Source organism: Aliikangiella litoralis, assembly GCF_052495765.1.
This window is the reverse complement of the sequence record NZ_CP199292.1, coordinates 1,324,757-1,347,726: the sequence shown is the minus strand read 5'-3', so window position 1 is coordinate 1,347,726 and position 22,970 is coordinate 1,324,757. Positions and strand designations below refer to the sequence as shown.

Annotated in this window: 19 protein-coding genes; 11 read left to right on the top strand and 8 right to left on the bottom strand. The window is 36.5% G+C overall.

The genetic code is table 11. From position 1 onward, the window contains the following. Positions 1 to 98: 98 nt before the first annotated feature. A complete protein-coding gene (locus ACT5E3_RS05760; protein ID WP_444997355.1) occupies positions 99 to 653 on the bottom strand; it encodes a hemerythrin domain-containing protein in 555 nt (184 codons plus the stop codon). 397 nt (positions 654 to 1,050) lie between these two features. Between ACT5E3_RS05760 and ACT5E3_RS05755 the strand changes: the two genes are divergently transcribed. The 4 genes from ACT5E3_RS05755 to ACT5E3_RS05740 are packed head-to-tail and all read left to right on the top strand — an operon-like array spanning position 1,051 to position 6,043. After that, on the top strand, positions 1,051 to 2,823 hold the full coding sequence (locus ACT5E3_RS05755; protein WP_444997354.1) for a YfbK domain-containing protein: 1,773 nt from the start codon (positions 1,051 to 1,053) through the stop codon (positions 2,821 to 2,823). A 43-nt stretch (positions 2,824 to 2,866) separates the two neighbouring features. After that, positions 2,867 to 4,639, top strand: a complete 1,773-nt coding sequence (locus ACT5E3_RS05750) for a sensor histidine kinase (RefSeq protein WP_444997353.1) — start codon at positions 2,867 to 2,869, stop codon at positions 4,637 to 4,639. Positions 4,640 to 4,643: 4 nt separating this feature from the next. Continuing rightward, positions 4,644 to 5,333 (top strand): response regulator transcription factor, encoded by a 690-nt coding sequence (locus ACT5E3_RS05745; RefSeq protein WP_444997352.1) that lies wholly within the window; start codon positions 4,644 to 4,646, stop codon positions 5,331 to 5,333. A 17-nt stretch (positions 5,334 to 5,350) separates the two neighbouring features. Further along, positions 5,351 to 6,043, top strand: coding sequence for a hypothetical protein (locus tag ACT5E3_RS05740; protein ID WP_444997351.1), 693 nt, complete (start codon positions 5,351 to 5,353; stop codon positions 6,041 to 6,043). Positions 6,044 to 6,134: 91 nt separating this feature from the next. On the opposite strand, the gene ACT5E3_RS05735 is transcribed toward ACT5E3_RS05740, so the two are convergent. From ACT5E3_RS05735 to ACT5E3_RS05725, 3 genes are all read right to left on the bottom strand, one after another. Then, positions 6,135 to 6,383, bottom strand: coding sequence for a hypothetical protein (locus tag ACT5E3_RS05735; RefSeq protein ID WP_444997350.1), 249 nt, complete (start codon positions 6,381 to 6,383; stop codon positions 6,135 to 6,137). A gap of 68 nt (positions 6,384 to 6,451) precedes the next feature. Next, positions 6,452 to 6,745, bottom strand: coding sequence for a hypothetical protein (locus ACT5E3_RS05730; protein ID WP_444997349.1), 294 nt, complete (start codon positions 6,743 to 6,745; stop codon positions 6,452 to 6,454). 174 nt (positions 6,746 to 6,919) lie between these two features. Continuing rightward, positions 6,920 to 7,636, bottom strand: a complete 717-nt coding sequence (locus ACT5E3_RS05725; protein WP_444997348.1) for a transposase — start codon at positions 7,634 to 7,636, stop codon at positions 6,920 to 6,922. A gap of 298 nt (positions 7,637 to 7,934) precedes the next feature. Between ACT5E3_RS05725 and ACT5E3_RS05720 the strand changes: the two genes are divergently transcribed. The 7 genes from ACT5E3_RS05720 (at position 7,935) to ACT5E3_RS05690 (ending at position 12,559) form a co-directional block, all read left to right on the top strand. Further along, positions 7,935 to 8,252, top strand: a complete 318-nt coding sequence (locus ACT5E3_RS05720; RefSeq protein WP_444997347.1) for a hypothetical protein — start codon at positions 7,935 to 7,937, stop codon at positions 8,250 to 8,252. 314 nt (positions 8,253 to 8,566) lie between these two features. Continuing rightward, positions 8,567 to 8,866 carry a hypothetical protein gene (locus tag ACT5E3_RS05715; protein ID WP_444997346.1) on the top strand — a complete coding sequence of 100 codons (300 nt, stop codon included), beginning with the start codon at positions 8,567 to 8,569 and terminating at the stop codon, positions 8,864 to 8,866. 136 nt (positions 8,867 to 9,002) lie between these two features. After that, a complete protein-coding gene (locus tag ACT5E3_RS05710) occupies positions 9,003 to 9,560 on the top strand; it encodes a hypothetical protein (RefSeq protein WP_444994431.1) in 558 nt (185 codons plus the stop codon). A gap of 152 nt (positions 9,561 to 9,712) precedes the next feature. Then, on the top strand, positions 9,713 to 10,954 hold the full coding sequence (locus ACT5E3_RS05705) for a DDE-type integrase/transposase/recombinase (protein ID WP_444994432.1): 1,242 nt from the start codon (positions 9,713 to 9,715) through the stop codon (positions 10,952 to 10,954). After that, positions 10,951 to 11,757 carry an ExeA family protein gene (locus tag ACT5E3_RS05700; protein ID WP_444994433.1) on the top strand — a complete coding sequence of 269 codons (807 nt, stop codon included), beginning with the start codon at positions 10,951 to 10,953 and terminating at the stop codon, positions 11,755 to 11,757. The genes ACT5E3_RS05705 and ACT5E3_RS05700 overlap by 4 nt, the downstream gene beginning before the upstream one ends. 282 nt (positions 11,758 to 12,039) lie before the next feature. Continuing rightward, positions 12,040 to 12,369: an IS66 family transposase gene (locus ACT5E3_RS05695; protein ID WP_444997345.1), complete on the top strand. Its 330-nt coding sequence runs from the start codon at positions 12,040 to 12,042 to the stop codon at positions 12,367 to 12,369. Positions 12,370 to 12,376: 7 nt separating this feature from the next. After that, entirely contained in the window at positions 12,377 to 12,559 is a 183-nt protein-coding gene (locus ACT5E3_RS05690; RefSeq protein ID WP_444997344.1) for a hypothetical protein, read from the top strand. 56 nt (positions 12,560 to 12,615) lie between these two features. Here the strand turns inward: ACT5E3_RS05690 and ACT5E3_RS05685 are convergent, their stop codons facing one another. From ACT5E3_RS05685 to ACT5E3_RS05670, 4 genes are all read right to left on the bottom strand, one after another. Further along, positions 12,616 to 12,963 carry a hypothetical protein gene (locus tag ACT5E3_RS05685; protein ID WP_444997343.1) on the bottom strand — a complete coding sequence of 116 codons (348 nt, stop codon included), beginning with the start codon at positions 12,961 to 12,963 and terminating at the stop codon, positions 12,616 to 12,618. Further along, entirely contained in the window at positions 12,960 to 21,089 is an 8,130-nt protein-coding gene (locus ACT5E3_RS05680) for an RHS repeat-associated core domain-containing protein (protein WP_444997342.1), read from the bottom strand. Before ACT5E3_RS05680 ends, ACT5E3_RS05685 begins: the two co-directional genes overlap by 4 nt. 242 nt (positions 21,090 to 21,331) lie before the next feature. Beyond that, a complete protein-coding gene (locus ACT5E3_RS05675) occupies positions 21,332 to 22,630 on the bottom strand; it encodes an adenylosuccinate synthase (RefSeq protein WP_444997341.1) in 1,299 nt (432 codons plus the stop codon). A 109-nt stretch (positions 22,631 to 22,739) separates the two neighbouring features. Continuing rightward, positions 22,740 to 22,922, bottom strand: coding sequence for a DUF2065 domain-containing protein (locus tag ACT5E3_RS05670; protein ID WP_444997340.1), 183 nt, complete (start codon positions 22,920 to 22,922; stop codon positions 22,740 to 22,742). Positions 22,923 to 22,970: the final 48 nt, after the last annotated feature.

Genomic DNA, 22,970 nt, shown 5'->3' with positions numbered 1-22,970 from the left:
GAATATTACTAATAATATTGGAACGCGAAAATAGCAAGTATATAATTTGTCCAATGGAATTGGAGAACTTTATTGTTGGAGAGAAGAATAAATTATTGTTAATGAATAGTACAAACTTCTCTAAGCAACAATATTAATCTCTCTGAAAAATTAACGTAGTTTTTCCATAACAAAGATTTTTGCTTAGACTTTTCTATATCTTCATAGAATTGACTGATTCTTAACTTGATAGAATTATTTAAATATTTCTCAGCTAACGGATAAAGAATATTTTCTTCTTTAGAAATATGTCCAGACATTACTTGTATATATTTATCCACGCCTTGAATCACTTCATCATAATTCTTGTAGGCAATACCTTGTTTAATTAACTGCAATGCCTGTCGGCTCAATTCATGTTCAACCAGCATTTCAGCAATTAACAAATGTGGGCCAATTATACCAGGCAGCTCTAATGCCTGAAAAAGAAACTCCTCTTCTTTAACATGATGATAATCGTCAATAAAATGATCTACAAAAGAAACATACTGCTCCATCACAGCAAAGTATTCATCGTTACTAATTTGATTTGGTTGTAGGGAAACTACAAGAATATGTTGGTTAATCGTTAATATAAGTTGGTGTTCAATCACTAGCTCTTGAGTAATATTCATTGAGTACAACCTCCTTCATCAATATTAGACAATGGCTTAAGTTTAAAAATCTCTACGAAAAAGCTCCCTTCTCACTCAAGAATTAATGACTTAGCCGACACAATTCAATCATAATATCTCAAAAAGAGAACGATTTTCAACCAATTAATTTAACAGCGTTACCTATAACTATAAAAAACAGGACTTAGAGAATATAAATAAATGTTTTAATAACAATTAAGAATCAACACTACCTACTCATATAAGTCAGTTTTAGTTAAAAGGCGAATAAAAGAGAAGAAATGATAGAATATATTTTATTAACGAGGCTTAATCCAAAGATCATGATAAAACCATGACAATTCATCGATTAATTAACGCTACTATCTATATATCGATAAATATAAGGGAAGACAATATGATAAAAAATCCTGCCACAACACTTAAAATTATACTTTCGGCTGTTTTAATTGCACTTTTAGCTAACTGTGCTTCAAAAGAAGAACAAATAATAGTTGTTGGCTCGCGAATAGCCAATACAGGAGAGCCAGTAGAACTAGTAGAAACAGCAGAAGAACAAGCCCCTATAGTAGATAGTAAAGCAGTTACACCTATACAAACAAAACCAGTTCAAACATTAAACGAATTATCTAAACTGATAAAAAATCATAAAAACATACATGCTAATAGCACTAAAAAAAGAGAGGCAGAATACTTAAAAGAAAAAGAACAACTCTATCATTTAATTGCGACCAGCTCAGAAGCATCACATCAAATATTTAAACGCTATGGAGTCAACCCAACCATTCAAACAGAGCATAATCCTATTTCAACTTTTTCAATGGACGTAGACAACGGCTCATATAAATTAGCAACCGCAATGCTTGAGCAAAATCGTTTACCTAATCCTGATGGTATTCGCATTGAAGAATTTGTAAATTCCATAAACTATCAATACAATCAAAACGATGCGTTATTTTCTATCAGCGCTGAAGCAATGCCATCTCCTTTTCGGCCTGGTTATCATATTCTACATGTGGGAATTCAAGCTAAAACAATTAATGATAAGGAGCGAAATCCAAGTAATCTTGTTTTAGTTGCTGATGTCTCAGGCTCTATGGCATCTGATAATAAATTACAGTTGTTAAAAGATGCTATGAAAACACTAGTATCACAGCTTAATACCAATGATCGTATTGCTCTTGTTGTTTACAATGAAAATGCATTGGTCAAATTAGAATCAACAAGCGCCTCAAAAAAACTAAAAATATTTAATGCCATTGACCAATTAATAGCAGGTGGGAGCACTAATGCAGAAAAAGGCTTACAAAAAGGTTATGAGCTTGCTGAAAACATGTATCAACCAGGTTTTAATAATCGAGTGATTCTCACCTCAGATGGAATGGCTAATATAGGCTCCACCTCTCCGGAATCAATTTTAACCAAAGTGCTTGAAAGTAAAGAAAAAGGCATTTTTTTAACAACACTAGGCGTTGGTATTGGTATGTTTAACGATCATTTGCTTGAGCAACTCGCCAACCAAGGAAATGGAAACTATTTATATATTGCTAACGCACGAGACATACAAGAAGTATTTGTCGATCAGCTTAACTCTCAATTACAAACCGTTGCTAAAGATGCCAAAATACAAATCAAATTTAATCCAAAGCAAATATCTAATTACCGCTTACTTGGCTATGAAAACAGGCATTTAAATCAGCAAGACTTTACTGATCCTAACAAAGATGGTGGCGAAGTTGGTGCAGGCCATACAGTAACAGCACTTTACGAAATAAAAATTAACCAAGCTGTCAATTCAAAAAAATTAGCCGACCTATCTATTGCCTATAAAAAACCACAAGGTCATAAAGTTCATACTATCAATAAAATACTCCCTGTAAGTCTGGTACGAACTTCATCAGAAACAACCTCTCCCGATAGTCGTTTATCATTCAGTATTGCAGCTTTTGCGGAAAAGTTACGCCAGTCTTATTGGGCAAGGTTATATAGCTATAATGATATTCAACATCAGCTTAACTTGCTTCCTGTTGCTTACCAAAAACAAGAACAAGTTATTAAACTAAAAAAATTAATTGCTACAGCTAAAAATTTAGACGCACGAACAGATAACTTTGAACCGAATAGTCCGATAGTCAATATTAATTTCGACCGAGTACCATTACTTGATTAAGCTAATAAAAAATCCTTCCCTAATATTAATCTACGGCTTAGTTATGCTGGGAGGGTTCTCTATTTTATTTATGTTGACCGTTGAATATAAAGAGTCTAAAAAGTTGATTATCAACAATCAGTTTTTAATGAAAAATACCGTAATAAAAACAATGGCTAAAAGGGTTTCAGAACAGCTTAATAATTATCCAGATAATCTCAATGACCTCCACACTAACTGGAGAAAACTGCCGCTTAATATTTCAATCAGTCATAAAAACCAATGGATATTTCCAAAACGTTTTTCAGGCAAAATGATAAACACACCTTCACAGTTATGGGAAGCTTATAAACTTGAAGGCGAACTTGAAAAAATGAATAACGAGTTGCAACCAGAAACAAGACAAAGAGTAGAGATATTAAATCAAATAAATATCTCTTTAAAAACTAAAAATCCAACCGACACAAGTAAACTGACTAAAACCTACTTCAATTTGCTTGAAAATTATCACTTATCAGCAATAGAAGAGATAATTTCCAGATTAGCATTTTTGCAACTTGGAGAAAAATACAGATGGAACAACCAATTAATTGACTTGCTTGTTTTCCAAGGCTATAAACAATTACCTTCAATATCTGATTATATTTTTCAGCAAAACAATAAACTTTCAATTGCAGACATTAAACTAAGCATCTCTAAAACTCAGTCAATATTAGAAAACACAAATATCAATAGCGACTGGTTTAATCAAAGTGCACAAGCACTTTGGAAAACAGACTTAGCCATTAACTCTGAACCTTTTAAGCATTTATCTTTAATTGATAACCAATTACTCTATTATAAAACCAAAGAAAATTTAGCATATCTAGTTCCTTTTAATATCGAGAACGAGTTAAAAGAAGTCGAAAAGATTTTAAAATCTCAATCTATCTTGGGTGACGAGGATACTATATCAATTAAAGATAATTTAAAACAACAACAGAGAGCACATCCAATTGAAGATCTCGATTATATAATAAATCATTCACTATGGAAAAAACAACATCAACAACAAACTCAATTTTTTATTATCAAAGCAATATTAAGTATCACGTTCATACTCTCTTTAATTATCACAGTCATTTTTATCACCTATAGAAACAAGAAAAAAATTGAGTTCATTAATCTTCGTGAAAACTTCATTAACTTGGTTAGCCATGAGCTAAAAACACCTTTAGCTTCAATTCGAATAATGATCGAAACCTTACAAAAAAGAAATAACAGAAAACTCAGCATCAAGAACTATCCAGAAAAAATAATTAGTGAAGTCGATAGATTATGGCTTATGGTTGACAACTTATTATCATTAAACCAAATCAAATCAGGAAAATTAAACTTAAATATTACTCAAACAAACCTAACTCAACTATTCAACAGAGTTTACGCTAATTTTAAAGAAAATAGTTCAGTAGAGCTAAACGTCAATAACAAACTACCTGAAAAATTTTATTCTCAATTTGACCCTATTTTGTTTGAATTGGTTTTCATCAATCTTTTTTCTAACGCGATCAAATACTGCAAGCACCCTCAAATAAATATTGAGATATCAATAAACAAAGAACAGAACCAACTCTATTTCACTGATAATGCTTGTGGAATACCAACTGTTCTGTGGAACGAAGTCTTTGATGACTTTTATCGCGAAGATATTAACAAATCAAAACAAGGTACTGGTATTGGCCTTTCTCTATGTAAACAAATAATGAATATTCATCAAGGCGATATAGCAATCAAAAATTCTAGTGACGCAGGAACTTGCTGGATGCTCACATTACCTAAAATAGAAAAAGGAAGTTAATATTTTGAAATTAAAAATACTAGTTGTTGAAGACGATGATAATTTAAGAGAAACACTAGCAGACAATCTAGAACTAGAGGGTTACCAAGTTGAATCTTGCTCTTTAGTACAAGAAGCTCAATCATTTTTAACAAAGAATCATGTTGATCTTGCAGTGTTAGATATCATGTTACCCGATGGTAATGGGAACGACCTTTGTCGTTGGATAAGAAAAAAAAGCGACATGTTAATTTTAATGTTAACTGCAAGAAACCTTGAAAAAGACGTTATAGCAGGGTTTATTTCTGGAACCGATGATTATGTTAGCAAACCTTATAGGGCTTCAGAACTTATTCTTAGAATAAAAGCGCTATTGAGAAGAAAAACACCAGCACATACGAATAAGCAAATGCTAATTAATGGCTTTATGGTTAACTGGGAGCTAAGAGAAGTTTTTGATAACGATATAAAAGTTCACCTTACCAAAACCGCTTTTGATATTTTTTTATATTTATTTAATCATATTAACGAAGCTTGTAGTAGAGAAAGTATTTTAGATGCGGTTTGGGGAAAAGATATTTATGTTGACAATCGTACAATTGATAATTTTGTTTCTAATTTGAAAAAACAACTAAAACTAACAGATAATTCTGACTATCAAATAAAAACTATCAGAGGGATTGGTTATAGCCTGACCTCTAGACAACCTGATTAATTGAGAAGGAAAAAGCAATGCCAAAAATGATACTCATTATTTTATGTTTTCTAATTAAAGCCTGTGCTGTAAGCTCTCTTGACCGTTCTTCTGATTATTATCAACCAAACAACCTTCCCTCACAAAGTCTTGTCAACGAATCAGTTTTTGGCGAAAACGACAAACGAATAAACCAAATGCTACTTTATAAAATCAAACTCCCCAAAAAGAGTCGTATCGCTATTTTAAAATTAAATAGAAATAATAACCAACATTACTTATCAAATAACATGGTACAGCTTAATGAGAAATTAGTTACTCGGCTGATTACTCAGCTACGCTCATCGAACAGAGTTTATGATGCATCATTTTTACCTGCAATGCTCATCCCCAGTCAACCAACAGTTCCTGCATTACGTGAAGCCGCAGCACGTTTTCAAGCAGACTTGTTACTGACTTACCAAACAAGCTGTAATTCATATCAAAAATATAATTTTATGACTGCCGATGAAACACGCGCATACTGTTCGGTAGAGTCGGTTTTACTTGATATTCGCTCTGGTATTATTTCTAAGTCAGTTGTAAGCACTCAAGATTTTAATCTGGCTAATCAAAAAACAGATAAAAATTTTACAGAAACCATTAAAAAAGCAGAGTTGAATGCTACATCAACAGCTTTAGGCAAAGTTGCAATTGCTATAACTGATTATTTAAACAACCTCAATGAATGAGTCCTAATCAACTTAAGCGACTAGATGAATTTAAAAAAATACACTATGAATAATAAATACTTTTATTATACTTTGTCTTAATAGAACCTACTTAATAGGTTCTTTTTACTTTATATATCTGCTCCCAAGGAGCGACGGTGATATGACCGCCAGCCCACCAATCATATTCAAATCGATGATGATTGCCATGTTTGTCAATATAAGAGCAAATGGCTACAACAAGATCACCACCATTAATAGCATGGTGTGTATATTTAATTACCTTATGGATAAAAATATATTCACCCTTTGGTATACTAACTTCAGCAACTAAATGTTTATTAATTTTAGAGTCAACCATTTCTAATCTTTCTTTATTAAAAGTTCTAGCGTATTCAGTAAAAGTTGCGGGTGTCCCCGTTTAGCGTTCTATAACTTTTCTTCTTTGAGTTTACACCCTCCAAGTTTGAAAACATCTAACTCTGGCTTACTTTGGCCACCTTCAATACCATCAGAACCAAATGACCAAACAACAAAACATTGTTGTTTATCTGCTATTATTCTGTTTGCAAAGTACTTATTACCCCACGGATCTACTCTAGGTAATGAGCCTGTTTCATTACTTAAGCTTTTCATTAATATTACACCATCCGGATAGCTCCTTGCTTCATAGGTCATTTCAATACGACTACTTATTTTCCGTAAATCCTCAACAACTTTCATACATTTTGGACACCCGTCATCAAGCGGACTCATGAATTGCCAGAACACCGCAATCGCTGACAATAATGTTAATAAGTAGAGCTTTTTTCTAAAAAATATATTTTTCATCACAGTTATTCAATTTAATGATAATCTTTAAATGTCTCATAAAAGAATCAATAGGTATCAATAGAGTCAGAGCATTTGATTCTTTCGTTTAAACGACTCAGACTTCCTATCGCCTCCTCTTTGCCTCGGCTCGGCCTGCCTACCGGTCTTTTTCTCTATTTGTTGTTTGAATTTGCTACTCCCCAAAACCCATGCACGATTCACTGATTGGCGAATTTCTTCTAATGTATACTCACTTAATGTTTTTTCAAATAAGGCTAAATAACGTTTTTGACGTGTCTTATCTGTTTTAGCTAAACGCTCATAAACTTCATGTGGGGTAATTAAACTTATTGCTACTCCTAACCCATTTCTTCGAAAACTTGACCAGGGGTATTCACCTGGTTGAGCCACCATCTCCGCCCTTACTGGGTTTAACTCAATATACCGACTCACTGTCAATAAATACTGTTCACTATCAATCAAAGTGGATTTATAACGTCCTTCCCACAAAGTTCCAGTTCTTTCATATTTGTGATTAATGTAACGAACATAGTAACGTCCTAGCGACTGCATCAATCGACTAACACCATCACTTGTTTTAGGAGTCATTAGCAAATGGACATGATTGGTCATCAATACATACGCATGCACTGATACTTTCAGTTTTTGGCTATACTCTTCTAATTTGGATAGATAAACCTTGTAATCTTGTTCCTCAAAAAAACAAACTTCGCGGTTGTTCCCACGTTGAATCACGTGTTGAGGAACATCCGGAAGATTTAAGCGAGGTTGTCGAGCCATTCTGTAATAACCATTGAAAATGTGATTTGCTACTATATACCTCTACATCCAGAAAAACCAAATACTCTGACCCCATTGATTCCGGAACAAACGAGGGCCAGCTTCCACCCTGCAACGACAGATTGAACAAGTGTCTTTAATGCCGAGAGCGAAACAGAAATTTATTAGTGAGATGCTTGATGCCTTGATTCAACAACAACGCTCAAATTAATTGAGCCATTAAAGCGCTAGCTGAATGGGCGGCAACCCAAACAGCCAGCTAATCACAACAACCTACCAAAGAGGTTACTATGACTAAATGCAATTTTACGCAAACAGCCCCGGCTGTCATGAATTTACTGATAAAACCCTGCCGCAATATAACTTTGCTTTGCAGCCTTACCCTTATTTCCGGCAAATTCAATGGCATTGGCGGGAGCCATTAACCATTGTGCCGGACTCGGCTTCCCGCTGTTATCCAGAAGCCGCACCCCATTTTGAGCCACCCATTCAGATGGTGTTGCTCGGTCAGCAAGCCGACCATATTCAACTGGCTTTATATGCCTTACCCCATTTGCGGTTTGGGTATACCCAGCCGCTTAATCGACGTTGGCGGGAGGCGATTACACCACTTTAATCTTTTAACCCTGTCTGACACGTAAGCCTTGATAAGCATTAGCCTGTAGCGATTGTGTCAGACAATTTGTTTAAAATACACACCACTGTCTGACAGCGGTAAGCCAATATCCATGCGCTATCCATTAGCATTCGTCAGATGCGTAGGGTGTGACAACCAAACTACCTAAGACGAAGCCGAAAGCGGGAAGCCTCAACCATTGAAATCAAGCCAAGCAATCACACTCAACCAACCCAACAAAACCCAATTGAAAAAGCCCTGAGTCAGGGCTGAGTTTGAAGACTTAAAAGTTAAGGCTGTCCCCGTTTAGTGCTTTGAATATTAATCAAGATATTAAAAGTAGAATTACTTACTCGGTCAACATTAAACGACAAAACGATGACGATATGGAACGTTATATTGTTAAAGAGTTAGAAGCTGTCAGAATGGGAGTTAACACCTTTAATGAAGGGGCAATGGAACTCATCATAAGAAGTGCGCAGGGTAACTTAAGACTTTGCAGGAACCTCTGTTATGGCAGTTTAATTGATGCCGCCAGAGAGGCTCAAAAAATCGTTACCATCGCACATGTGAATAGTGTTTTGGTTCAACCTCATTGGCGAAGTCATGTGTAATTTCCCAGATTACCGTCGAACAATCCATCGTTTTTTTACCAATTTACCGTCGTCCTCTAATTTTTCGTTATAACGCTAATTCGGTAAATTAAATTTCTCTGTAGAATTTTGACTTTTTTACAATCGGTTAATTTTTATGCAGGTGTTTTTTTCTTCACTTTTTGAGCTTGAGTCTTTCTCTCATCGTCTAAAATCTATTCCACAGAGTAATGCCTGTCAGTTTTGCCTTAAAAATTGTGAGTGGGTTTCGCACGGTTACGTTTATAAACAACTGAATTATCAGTTTCGAGCGATTGTTGGTAAGCGTATTTTATGTAGTAATCGAGGTAGCCACTTGGGCTGTGGTCGCACACGGCAGCTTTATCTCGACGTCGTACTTCCTCACAAGCATTATCCGCTGCAAACTCTGCTAGCTTTTGTTATCGCGTTGTTTGACGGTCTGCCTATATCTAAGGCATGGCATGGCGCTGTGGGCCACCATCGAACGGAGCCTCGTCAGGCTTGGCGCTGGCTTAACTCGCTTATGTCAAAGTTGGCGAACATACGGAGCTTGCTGCAAAGAACCTGTCAACCTTGCTCGCCCTTTAACAGTCGACGGCTTGCGTTATTACTACCCACGCTTCAAGCGTTGTTTGCATCTCAACCCCATTTGCAACGCATCCAAAGTCGTTTACAAATGTCATTGTTAGCCTAATCAGTTTTATTGGTTTACCTTTTTATGCGCGTTTATTTGCCGCCTTGATCGACTTCAAGCGAGTCAATCAACACTGCCACAAACTTTGTCACTCGAATCGCTTCGTTGCTTACTTTAGTCTCCTCGCTCCATTTTTTACCGGAGATATTTCTATGTCTGAATATTCTAAAAGACCACCACTTGAGATCCGCCTTAAAGTGCTGGCCGCGGTTGACTACGCACCCGGCAATAGCATTCGTCAACGTGTCCAGGCCGTTAGTTCACAAACCTTTTTTGAGCAAACTTCAGGCAAGCACTATCGCTTTACCTGGCGTACGATTAGTACCTGGTTGTACCGTTATAAAAAAAATGGTGTAACCACGCTTGAGCGAAAAGTTCGCGCCGACAAAAACACTCAGCGTAAAGTCTCTTTATCACAACTTGCTGAAGCGATTAACGAGGTATTACCCTCGCTACGACAAAACAAGGTCGGTCAAATCCCCAAAAGCACCCTCTATCGCTGCTTGCTGGAGCGCAATTATTTCTGTCGTCAACAACTAGCGCCTACAACTTTTTATCGCTTAATTCGCGATAATAACCTGCTGAGCAAAGAGACCGCGGAGAAGCTCCGTGTCGCTTTTGCTATGCAGTACGCCAATGAGCTGTGGCAGGCCGATACCATGCACGGACCGGCCATTTTGCAAGCCAATGGTCAATGGAAAAAAACCTTTCTGATCGCCTTTATCGACGATGCCAGTCGTCTTATTACTCACGCCGAGTTTTTCTACCACGACAACACCGAAAACATGATTGAAGCCTTTAAAAGCGCCTTGTTTAAACGCGGTAAACCAGAGCGACTTTACTTCGATAATGGTTCCAATTACAAGTCGAAGGAAATACTCCAGGCTTGCATCAGGCTCAACATTCGTCTCTCTCACGCTCCCGTTCGCGATGGGGCCGCCAAAGGTAAAATCGAACGCTTTTTTAGAGGGTTTCGTGATCGCTTTTTAGTCGTTAATCATTCGTTTAACTCGCTTGATGAACTCAACCAGAAAACCACAGACTGGATAGAAAGCCACTATAATAATCAACCTCACCAAGGCATACAAATGAAGCCTCTGGACAGGTTCAACCTTGACCATGCACGCATTCATTACCTACTTGATGATGAATATGCCGACGAAGTCTTTTTTGTTGAAGAAGAGCGCAAGGTCAGCTCGGTCAACATATTTTCAATCCATGCGCAAAAGTTCGAATGCCCTGTCGATTTACGCGGTAAAACGATTCAAGTGCGTTTTGATCGCTCGCACAAAAATCGTTACGTACTCTACTACCAAAACCAACGCATGGGCGACGCCCTGCCACTTAACCTTTACTTTAACGCTAAGCAACCGCGTCAAGGAGTTTCACAATGATCAATGCTATCTTCGGCATTAGCCAAACACCGTTCAAACGTGAAAAACTTAACCTACTACCACAACAACAACGCATTGCCGACATTATTAAAATTCACGCGCAGCAAGGCGGATTTTCGGTAATCCTTGGTGAGCCGGGGGTCGGCAAAACCGTATTGCGAGAGTACATCGAGCGTCTTAACAATGAACGCGAATGCACCGTTGTCTCCTGCTCGCGCACCCTGCATACTTATCGGCAAATTCTCTGGCAACTGGCTGAATCTTTTAAAATTGAAACCAGCGAAAAACAGATTGAAAGCGACTTAATTCAAGCTGCCTTCGCGCAAGTGAGAGAGCGTAAAACCTTATACATTTTGATTGATGAAGCGCACTTACTCGATTTATCGGTGCTAAGAAAATTGCGTTTATTGTTCGAACGCTTTCCTAAAAATCATAACCTGGTGCTACTGGGTCAACCGGAACTATTACACTATCTATCACTCAGCACAAACAAAGACATTAAAAGCCGAATCACCTACTCTGCCAGCATTAAACCGCTTAATGATGAAGATATGGAGCGCTATATCGTCAAAGAATTGGAAAGTGCCAAGCTAGGCGTTAACACTTTCGACGAAGCTGCAATGGCCTTAATTATTCGCTCAAGTGAGGGCAACTTACGGCTCTGTAGAAACCTGTGTCTAGCCAGCCTTATCGAAGCGGCGAGAGAAACAAAAAAGTTGGTGACAATTACTCATGTTAATCACGTCCTCGTGCAACCGCATTGGCGATCGCACGAGGAATTGATCAAGCAGCAAGTCTCTTAATCAGAACTTCCAACGGCACTTTATAATGCTCGCTACGCGAGCATTAGAGCAAATTTTTACCGAGGGCGAAAGCCCTTTTTTTATGCAAAAATTGTTTTAAAAAAGTTATCCACAAAGTGTTCGATGACAATTTGGTACAGCGTACGACAATAGTTTGGCAAAGCTAAAATAGTGTACGACAATAGCGCGGTAAAACTGCTCAAATTTTAGTAAATTGTATGACGTATAATTTAGTAAAAAGTATGATGGTAAAAAAGTAATCTACAAAAACGATTTGATAATTTGTGTAAGCCTGTTGAAAACTTCTCCGCGCTTAATAAAGCGTTAGAGCATTTATACCTAATGAAAACCACTTTACTTAAATGTTTGGTGAATCCTTCAATTCCACTTCATAATAACTTGAGCGAGTCGGATATTCGCGAGTTTGTTAAGCGTCGAAAAATTAGTGGATGCACAAAAAGCGATAATGGTCGAGATTCTATTGATACATTTTTATCGCTTAAGAAAACCTGTCAGCGCCATGGTATTTCATTTTGGCATTACTTAGAAGATCGTATAAAAAAGTTAGGAAAAATACCTCAACTATGTGAATTCATAGTGAACTCACCGTAAAGTCTAAATGCCCCCGCTTTTTGAGCAATTACCAAAAAGCGATAATGGCCGAGATTCTATTGATACATTTTTATCGCTTAAGAAAACCTGTCAGCGCCATGGTATTTCATTTTGGCATTACTTAGAAGATCGTATAAAACAGTTAGGAAAAATACCTCAACTATGTGAATTCATAGTGAACTCACCGTAAAGTCTAAATGCCCCCGCTTTTTGAGCAATTACCTGCCCCCCATTGATTTTTTTTCGTTAAAAATTGTAATATTTATTTGCTAAACTAACTATTTCTGAAACATTTCGATAAATTGCCTGATTTTTAAAACTTTCTACATTTATATTCATTCTATTAAGACTTTTAAAGTATGTTGCATACTTTTCAATAATATAATCTTTATTTATTAAATCATTAGTTAAAATTAATTTATTATGTTCCAAATGAAAGTTTAAAACCCTCCCAGTAGAATCTATTATATGTTCTACATCATTTGAAAAATCAATTTCATCACAACCACTTTCTTCATAAAATTTTTTTTCATTTTCATAAAAACCAATCTCCCAATCTTTAAAAAAAATAATTACTGGCCAAAATACTATCATTCGAATCCCCATAATTTATTCCAAGTAGTTTTTAATTTTTCCTGTGCAGCAATCTTACCTTTTTTATCTCTTGTAATTCCACGTAATTGATCAACAATGCCACCCCAACCACCTTGTTGTGGTCGATGCATTTTTCTCTGCTTATTTGAAAGTCCAAGATGAACATGAAGTACTTTTTCTCCCAAAGGTTTTCCATAATTATGGTATTCTAATGCGAAAACTCGAGTTCCTTTTATGTTAATAACTTCAAATATTTTAAAACCTTCTACAAAATGTGTATCCAAACCATATTTTCCACCGATAGAAAAGGTAGAAGCTAAAGAAGATTGTAGGTTTTGACTAACTTTTACTAGAGATGATTTAACCGACGAAAAAAAACCTGTCCATGGAATAATAGGTCCAATATCTCGGCCAAATTTCTGTTCGTTATTTTTATCTTCGCCAAATAAAGATTCTATTGACATATCAACATCTAATAAATCAGCAAGATAGTTTACCCCATGCATTTTCATACTCATTTCTATTGTTGAACTTATTCCTCCTTCTATAGCTCCTTTTAAAATACTTTTACTTCCTCCTTGATAATAAGAGTCTAACGAGTCGTGCTTACCACCAACTCCATCCTTGCCAACACCTCCATTAAACGACAAATCCCGACCAGCACTACCAACCTGCCCCTTCTGCCCCCCAAAAGCACTCCAAGCTAACGCATTGCTCTCAAGCCCATATCTAAACGCTATATCCACGTTACCATTACTATTAGTCAGCTGATAATTATTTTGATAACTGAACTCCAGATAGGAACCACTATGACTATTATAATTATTAAAATCATATTGAGTTCCAAAACCGAGAGATACTTCAATATAACCACTCGGATCAGTCGCATTCAAGGGATTATTTGATACATAAGTATATCGATTAAAACTTTGCATGCTCTCCGCTGTTTTAACAAACGGATCTGCCGATAAAAACCGACCTAAACGAGGATCATAAACACGACCATTCATATGAATAAGACCCGCTTCATCAATATGCTCGTGCCCGGTATACCCCCGTCTAAAATCTTCTACCGCATAAATAAGAGCAGAATCAATCGCACCAAACGTATGTTGAATATGGTAAGAGTCATTCCTTCGATTACCCCAAGGATCATAACTAAACTTCTGTACAGTATTTCCAGTAATATCAGAAATTAATTCTACCGACCCCAAATGATCACGATGTAAAAACTCTAACTTTCTTACACCTGTTTTTGGCATAAAGGTATCAATCGCAACACCTTCTATATGCCTAAGAACTTTGTTTAATCGACCATTTTCACTTATAAATTCAATATTACCAACATATAAAGTTTCTTTAACTTTACCATCAGAGTCAGTATCAACTCGCTTAAAGCGACTTCCACCTAACCCATAAAAATAATCCGTCTTATGATTTTTTTCGGTAATAATTCTGATTGGTTTATCGTTAGTGTTATACAGAACACTCGTTCTTCCACCACCAGAAGTCATATTACCATTTGCATCATAACAATAATGATTATCGCCAGCAGTGGTAACTGCATGTGGCCCCGCACCCCTACCACATTGAGTTTCACCATACTGATAACTTCCAATAATTGACTTGTAACTAATATTACCTAAATGATCATAATTAACATCATAATAATCAGTCAACGAATCTAGTTGAATACTCCAACTATCTAAACGGTTAATTTTGTCATAATCAAAAGTTTCTTTTGTACCAGCAGAACCAACTAAAATATCTTCTCTATACTCAAGATTGCCTAAACTATTAAAATTATATTTAACATGTTGTAACGACTGAGTATCGTTTTTGACAGCCATAATAGCTTCTAAAGTACCATCATTTTTATCATAAACATTATAATTAACTGTCCCATTTCCATACTGAAAGATAGAAGTGTTGCCAATGGAGTCTGCTTGTAAAAATTTCCAAAGAAGAGTACCAGATAACAGATCGGTCTTACTTACCAAGTAATTGTCATAATAACTATAACTAACACCAGCATTTTCATTACTCGCATCATAAGTTTCTTTTATACGAAATAAGCTATCATAAACCACATCACTATATAAATCTTGTCCATTAGCAAAAGAGGTTTTCTCTCTTATTACTTGAGACATAACATTGTAAGTGAATTCTTTAGTGATACTATTTAGAACATCTTCTTCTTTTTGTAATAACCCAAGTCCATTATCAGCTAGGTCATAATAATATTTTGTATGATGATCAAGTAATTGACTGTTAAAATCGGTGTAAGCTAAAGACTCTATATTTCTCCCAAGTGAATCATATTTCATAATAGAAATCTGTTGCTTATTATCTTGCTGCCAAACAAGCTCCCCATGGGAGTTATACCGATATTTAACAATCCCTTTATCAGGATCATCCATTGATACTTTCCGACCTAAATGATCGCTTGCAATCACTGTATCAATATAACCACTCCCTCCAGAAATATTAGAATGTAAGCGTCTAATTAAACGTAAAGAACCTAATGCATCATATTTATAAGTAATCTCTTGATTATTAGCATCTTTCACCTTAACTAATTCACCTAAAGCGTTTACTTTTTTGGTTGTGCTATTAGCAGCAGGATTAGTGATAGTTGTACTATAACCATTATAACTAGTAGTCCACTCTGAGCGATCCGCACGATAATGCGTAATAGGCCGACCTTGAGAGTCAGCAATAAAACTGGCGTAACCAGACGGTAAGCTAGTGACGTTATTAAAATCAGTTAGGGGAGTTAGTTCATTTGAGAAGTGAGCCCTAGATTCAACTGTTTTCTGACCTTTATTATTATAGCCATAAATTTTATGAATCCACTTAACCTCTCGCCCCGAACAAACATCAGCTACACCTTGATTGTTATTACAAGTTAAGGCTTCAGATTTTTCTTCTACTTTGCGCGCTAATTCATCGTAATAAACAACAGAGTCTGGCCCGTGAGAAGCTGTGGTCAATTCTTTGTAATAGGCTCGCGTTGGACAATCGGAAACCGTACTACATAAAACTTTTTTAACGGTGGTATAAGTGCCATCAGGTGCATTTTGAAAATTTAATCTTCCTAACAAACTATAGCCAAAGTAAGTTGTCTGTCCATTAGCAGATGTTTCACTCGTTTTTGTGCCGAAAATAGAGTGGAAGCTCGTTTCGGTTGTAATAACACTAACCACAGAAGGATAATCTGGATAAGAATGTTGATATTCAGCATATCGACCTAAGCTATCAAATTCGACTTTAACGTATTTTTTAACATCATCTGTACCTGATATTTCGGTCGAAGTGATATTTCCAAAACTGTCTCTCTCGTAAGTTTCAGTAATGCCGTAAACCTGGCTAGACTCATCAGCACCGGAACTTCCTACTTTATCAGAAGGATCAACGATTTTCTTATGCAATAAGCCTGTATTACTAAAGTATTCAAAGTCATTCACTTGAGTAATTGGCGTTTCATTAGCACGAGAATAGGTTGTTGTTTTTCGTTCTAACCGCCCACCAAAATGTAGATTATGTAAACCATACTCAAAAACTTCTGTAGTAGAAAAGTTTTCTGAATTAATCGAATCAACTACTAAAGTTTCGATAATACCGGGATTACCAAACTCATCTACATTTAAATTGGTAACAGTTTTCTCTGATAGCAGTAAATTATTTTCATAATTTTTAATTGTCGTTTCTTGAGCGTAAGCTAATCCAAAAGAGTTTTCATTATATAAAACACTCAGATTTTCTTTACTCTGTTCTCCAGTAATACCCGTCACTATTGTTCTCGACTTTAATAAACCGGTAAAAGGAAAGTCTTGACGATATTCATTATTAACTATTCTATTTTGAACATGATCGGTAATATTAAACTCACGATAACCAAGTAGCCCTCTACCTATTTGCGCTTTTAGACCTTTATACTCAAAATCAAACCATTCAAAACAACTAGTTGCATCACAAGTATTTAAATCGCCACTCATTTTTTTAGTGGTTTTAACTAAATGAATAGATCCGCCGACATCAGTCACTAAGCTACCATTACCCCAGCTTTTTTCAGCGGCATCGTCATCTTTAGTATGAACATCCGTCGAGTATTCGATTGTGCGTTTAAGTGATGAGCCATCATAAATACCACTAATTAAATCTCTTTTTTTGCTTGTACTTAGTCGGTGATACATTCGACCTTCAAAGTACGCAAAGTCTAGTAATCCATCACCATTAACATCCATAATCCGACTAAATTTTAATCCAGTAGTCGCAATAGAAATTTGCTCTGATGGCAAAAACTTTTTACCATCAAAATACCTGACATAAGTATTATTATTAAACTCGCTACCGTGTATTAAATCTTGATAACCATCAGAATTATAATCAACAAAGTAAAACTTCATTTCATGATAATCTTCGCCACCATCGCCATAGCTCTCCATTGTTCCGGGAGAGCTAACTGGCTCTTCATACACTGGAGCCAGAGGAGTACCGTTTGATGCAAAAACGGGTGTACCAATTGCCAGTCCATGGAATAAAGTCATTTTTCTATCGATGGAGTATACAGAAAAAACATCTCGTAAGCCGTCACCATTAAGATCTACAAATTGCGTTTCATATCCATCATAAGTACTACTATAGTCGTTTCTTTCCCATTGAGCGTAGCTCGTTGCGTAAAAAGAGTCTGAATGAGTACCAGCAGGATTCAGGTTTCCTTCAGTAACCTCGGTGGAACCATTATATACTTTAGAAAACAAAACCCAATCACCATCCACTCGATCACTAATAACTCTCTGTGGTATTCCAACTTGATATTCAGCAACACCATCACCATCAATATCAAAAACATTAAAAAATTTATCTGTGTTAGAGAAAAAATATTTTAATAACTTCTCCCTTTCAATCCTATGGTCTTCTAATTCATTCGGTGGAATATCAGTAAGATAAGGTATAAGGTTAAGCTGTATGGCTTCACCAAATAAGTTTTGGTTTGGTGGCGTATTCAAATCAACATTTAGATTATAACGAAGCCAAATTTTATTATCATGGATATATGTAATGTCAGGGTATCCATCTCCATTATGATCAGCTACCTGAACAGTCAGATTTAAAACATCGCCTAGTTTATTCGTTTGAACAGGAATTCCTGTATTAATTGGATTATCAAAATCATGAAATCTAGTTGCACTGATTTGCTTAGCAAGAATAATATGCCAATAGCCTGCTTTTTTATAAATAACATCATCTTTGCCATCATTATTATAATCAATAACTTTAATACTATAACGCAGGTCCTTATCTAAAAAGTTATCAAGTGCTTCTATTTGTTCAAAGGTATCTCCCCCTTTAACAACTAATAAATCATCTTCTTGATCCTCGCCTTCATCATCTTTATTTTTCCAATAATCAATAACACCATCACCATCAAAGTCCAAATATAAATACCCCCATGGAGTTCCATATTTTGAATTATGATAACGATCACCATTCTCATACTTATACTGCTCAGCATAAGCTTTACTACCCTGCTCCCAATCAAAAGTAGTCTCAGGCAAACAGGAAGTACTTCTACACGCAGTAATACCAGCGATCAAACTTCTTTGACTAACACCACCATAAATATAGCGCATGGTATATGTTCTTAATTCATCACCTATACCAGAGGAATTAACATTAACTTTTGAAACAATTCTTTTAAGACGTTTAGTAATACTAACTTCAAAACCATTATAATATTTATAAATATCATCATTTCTGTCTTCATACTCAAACTCAATCTCATTAAATGGAGATTGGCTTAATGCTATATTGCCAGTATAAAGTACCCTTTTAAGTCTTGGAGCTTCTGTTGAACTACTTTCATAAACCATTTCAATATAATTACCAGCAGGGTCAACTTTTCGGTAAATCATATGTTGTGGAAGATTAGCTCTTACTCTTTTAAAAATAGTTTTTGAACCATCAGTATGATGTTCAGTAAATTGAGAATCGATACCATTGCTTACAACATCACGAGTAATGTTGATTGAGGTTTTATCTTCAGTAGCAAATCGATCCGTGGCTGTTCCATATTGGTAAAGCTTTTTACCATTAATACAATAAACACCAGCGCCAAATTTACTAGGAACAGTAACACCATCTTGTTCTTTATTTGTAGGACAGAGACTAATAACAGATAACCCAGAAATATTCCAACCCACTCCCATAATACCGTTACCAGCTAAACTGTCGTAGCTAACAGATAAGTTAGGCACCATTCCAGCAGAGCCTGGAGCAACAGTGATAGGCACGTTATAAATAGCACTGCCAGACGGCTTCACGCTAAAGTCAGCGGGTAAACTACCCACAACAGTTGCTAAGTCAGTACCATCTAAAGGGTTATCAACTTTGGTTGGTAAAGTTGTTGGCCCATGATTGAGATCTTTTCTCATTGGTTCCCCAATAACAAAAACCTCATGAACTTCTGCATTGATGTAATTAATTAATATTGTGTCTAAATTAGCATTATTGATAGGCACCAAAATAATATCGATGTTGCCATCATAGTTTCTATCTGCAAACTCTACTTGATAGTCAGTTTGCAGCGTCGCATTGGCTGCATTAAATTCAGCCATAGAAATTTTTATTGTTAATTTGACTCCATTATCTTCAACAATCTTATAAACATCTACGCCATTATTTGATACCAAATACAAAGTACCACTCGCATCTTTGTAAACACTATAGTTTGCTTGATTAATAGAAAACCTTTCTACAACCTCAATATTGACAGAAAGAGTAACTGGAATTGTATGTGTTTTATCTTCTTTGGCTGTTAAAGTAATTGTATGAGATTGATTAATATCGCTTGCTGTAGGTGTCCCACTTAATACGCCTGTTGTGGGATCAAAACTCATCCACGATGGTTTACCTGATTGTGAAAAAATAACCGTTCCTGAACTCGCTTCAACAGTAGGAGCGTAACGATATAAAAGTCCTTCAAAAACAAACTTGTTATCAATACCAGGAGAAATAGTAGGTTTGGTAATAATATTCGCTAAAGATATAACTGCTCCAGAATTGTTTGTATAAGCAATATTATCATCATCACTGGCATTAAGAGCGCTAAAGTAGATTTTTGTATCTGATATATTTATCGAATAAGATTCAGCCGACCAATCCATATTCATGAAACCGCTATTCAGTGTTTGAATAAGCGCCCCGGTATTACTTAAAATATGTGAAGAACTTCCTTTGGTTTTCGCTTGCAAAAAGATTTCATCATAACCATCACCAGTTAAATCCCCCACATGCACCACATAATCAGCCGGGTTAGCATCAAACTCAAATTCACTATGACTCGCCTGGTTTGAACCATCCCAAGAAACGATTGCATTATTGACTTCAGGGAAGGTGACTATCGGTGTGATGATATCACCGTGCAATAAAATAATCGTTTTATGACCTAATAACAGTAACTCATCGCCTGGGTTTGAATTAAAGTTGCCAGAAAAAGCCGCATAACTCGCTTCGCTCCAATCACTAATGGCTGCAATTTGAGGGTGGGTAGTCGTCCAGGCTTTATGAATTGTTGAGTCTAAATAAGCATTAGCAACCACCGGCATAATCCCACCAATAGTGTCCGCAACCTTTGGTTGATAATAGGTATCCCATTCTCCATTACCATCAAAGTCACCAACGACACTATTGTGGGTACTTGCTGAATGGGTAAATAAAGGCGTGTAATCCTCATACACCCCCACCAAATTACCACTAAAACTTGAACTGCTAGTATTTTCTACACCACCCACAAAGTAAGCATGTTCCCCAGCCGTTACAGTTAAAGTAAAGTTTGCAGCTGGAGGAGTCGCCGCAACTTGGCTTCCTTGATAATAAAAAACCCGTCCGTCAGTTTGCGTTCCAGAAGTGTTATAGACTCGATAAGTGGATAAATTAACCCCAATATCACAACTAGTTTGTCCTTGGTTTTGTAAAATGGTGCATTGGCGAGAAGGTTCTGAAAAAGTCAGGCTAGTATAAAAACTCTCATCATCTGGTGCCATTGCTAATGCAGAGGTCACCACCACCGATGACAACAAACCCATTGCAAATCCTAAATGCTTTTTAACTACGTTTGTCATAAACTTTTCCTACTTTCCCAAAATCCTGATAATTGAATTCGATTGTTATTTGATATTCGACTAATAAACCCGTCTAATTATGCCTGAATTGACGTGGAATCATTATTACAATTCGGACAATCATTAGTAATATTTGGACATTTTGCTATTAAACTGAGCCAGAACGCCTTAAATATTAATAATCTAATGTAAAACAGGCTACTTAAAGCAGCCTGCTAGATTCTTTTTGTTTGTGCTAATAATTACTCGAAAGGATGTCTTTTAGTAATTGTTTCTACTCTATCTGGCCCAGTCGATATGATATCAACAGGAACCCCAACCAATGACTCTATTTTATCTATAAAAGCTTTCGCATTTTCAGGTAGCTCATCCCAGGTTTTAGCCCCATAGGTTGTTTCACTCCACCCCGGCATTTCCAGATATTCAGGTTTTACTCTTGCAAACCCCTCGGCCCCAACCGGAGTGGTTGTTAACTTACCATTTTCGGGGCAGACATAACCAATACATATTTTAACGGTTTTAAGACCGTCTAATACATCGAGCTTGGTTAGACAAATACCAGTGACACTATTGACTTGAATTGCTCGTTTTAGTGCAACAGCATCTAACCAACCACAGCGCCGTCTACGGCCTGTGGTAGCACCAAACTCATGACCTTTTTCACCTAAACGCTCACCAACATCATCAAACAATTCCGTTGGGAATGGACCTCCGCCCACACGAGTGGTGTAAGCTTTAGTAATTCCAAGCACATAATCCAGATAGAGAGGCCCAAAACCAGACCCTGTTGCGGTCCCGCCAGCAGTAGTATTGGATGAAGTAACAAATGGAAAAGTACCATGATCAATATCAAGCAAGGTTCCTTGAGCCCCTTCAAACAATAATGATTGACCATTTTCTCGAGCTTGATGGAGTATTTCCGGCACATCTTCAACCATGTCTTTTAAAAAGTCGGCATATTCAAGACAAGCTTGATAAACTGAGTCTAGACTGATGGCTTCCTGCTGAAAATATTGGGTTAACACAAAATTATGGTATTCGAGAACTTCGGTGAGTTTTTCTTTGAGGCGCTCAGGATAAAACAAATCATCGACTCGCAAGCCTCTACGGGCAACTTTATCTTCATAAGCGGGCCCTATTCCACGGCCAGTTGTGCCTATTTTCTTATCACCAGATCTAACCGCTTCTCTGGCCTGGTCGAGTGCAATATGATAAGGCAAAATTAAAGGACACGCAGCGCTAATACGTAATCGCTCTCTTACAGGGACACCTTTTGATTCAAGCATCTCCATTTCGACTTTAAGCGCTTCGGGTGATAATACAACACCGTTACCAATCAGACATTTAACGTCGCTTCGTAAGATGCCTGACGGAATCAAATGTAAGACTGTTTTTTCGCCTTCAATCACCAATGTATGCCCCGCATTGTGGCCCCCTTGGTAGCGAACAACCGCACTTGCACGGTCAGTTAATAAATCAACAATCTTACCTTTACCTTCATCGCCCCATTGGGTACCTAACACTACAACATTTTTTGACATAATTAAGGTTCTACTATGCTTTTCACAGGAAACCGCGAATTGTACTCCTATCAGGTATAAATTTCTGCTTTTTTTGGCACTTTTCTAGAACTTTTGGCGCTATCAAAGCTCATCTTAAAACGCTCAGTAATAACAAACCGACTATCATAGCTGCCAACCCTAATAAGCGTATTTTTGTCTCAGGCAATTGAGTAATTTTGTTAACCGTTTCTTTCCAACTTTTAGGAGATAAAAAAGGGATCATCCCCTCAATAATAATTGCAATTGCAATAGCGGACCATAAATCAGACATTAATATTCTCTCTTAAAAGCAAAAAGGCAGTCATAGACTGCCTTTTAC

Coding starts and splice junctions, on each gene's coding strand:
- ACT5E3_RS05760 (WP_444997355.1), bottom strand. CDS start 653: ATGAATATTACTCAAGAGCTAGTGATTGAACACCAACTTATATTAACG.
- ACT5E3_RS05755 (WP_444997354.1), top strand. CDS start 1,051: ATGATAAAAAATCCTGCCACAACACTTAAAATTATACTTTCGGCTGTT.
- ACT5E3_RS05750 (WP_444997353.1), top strand. CDS start 2,867: ATGCTGGGAGGGTTCTCTATTTTATTTATGTTGACCGTTGAATATAAA.
- ACT5E3_RS05740 (WP_444997351.1), top strand. CDS start 5,351: ATGCCAAAAATGATACTCATTATTTTATGTTTTCTAATTAAAGCCTGT.
- ACT5E3_RS05735 (WP_444997350.1), bottom strand. CDS start 6,383: ATGGTTGACTCTAAAATTAATAAACATTTAGTTGCTGAAGTTAGTATA.
- ACT5E3_RS05730 (WP_444997349.1), bottom strand. CDS start 6,745: ATGAAAGTTGTTGAGGATTTACGGAAAATAAGTAGTCGTATTGAAATG.
- ACT5E3_RS05725 (WP_444997348.1), bottom strand. CDS start 7,636: ATGGCTCGACAACCTCGCTTAAATCTTCCGGATGTTCCTCAACACGTG.
- ACT5E3_RS05720 (WP_444997347.1), top strand. CDS start 7,935: ATGCAATTTTACGCAAACAGCCCCGGCTGTCATGAATTTACTGATAAA.
- ACT5E3_RS05710 (WP_444994431.1), top strand. CDS start 9,003: ATGCAGGTGTTTTTTTCTTCACTTTTTGAGCTTGAGTCTTTCTCTCAT.
- ACT5E3_RS05705 (WP_444994432.1), top strand. CDS start 9,713: ATGTCTGAATATTCTAAAAGACCACCACTTGAGATCCGCCTTAAAGTG.
- ACT5E3_RS05700 (WP_444994433.1), top strand. CDS start 10,951: ATGATCAATGCTATCTTCGGCATTAGCCAAACACCGTTCAAACGTGAA.
- ACT5E3_RS05690 (WP_444997344.1), top strand. CDS start 12,377: ATGCCCCCGCTTTTTGAGCAATTACCAAAAAGCGATAATGGCCGAGAT.
- ACT5E3_RS05685 (WP_444997343.1), bottom strand. CDS start 12,963: ATGATAGTATTTTGGCCAGTAATTATTTTTTTTAAAGATTGGGAGATT.
- ACT5E3_RS05680 (WP_444997342.1), bottom strand. CDS start 21,089: ATGACAAACGTAGTTAAAAAGCATTTAGGATTTGCAATGGGTTTGTTG.
- ACT5E3_RS05675 (WP_444997341.1), bottom strand. CDS start 22,630: ATGTCAAAAAATGTTGTAGTGTTAGGTACCCAATGGGGCGATGAAGGT.
- ACT5E3_RS05670 (WP_444997340.1), bottom strand. CDS start 22,922: ATGTCTGATTTATGGTCCGCTATTGCAATTGCAATTATTATTGAGGGG.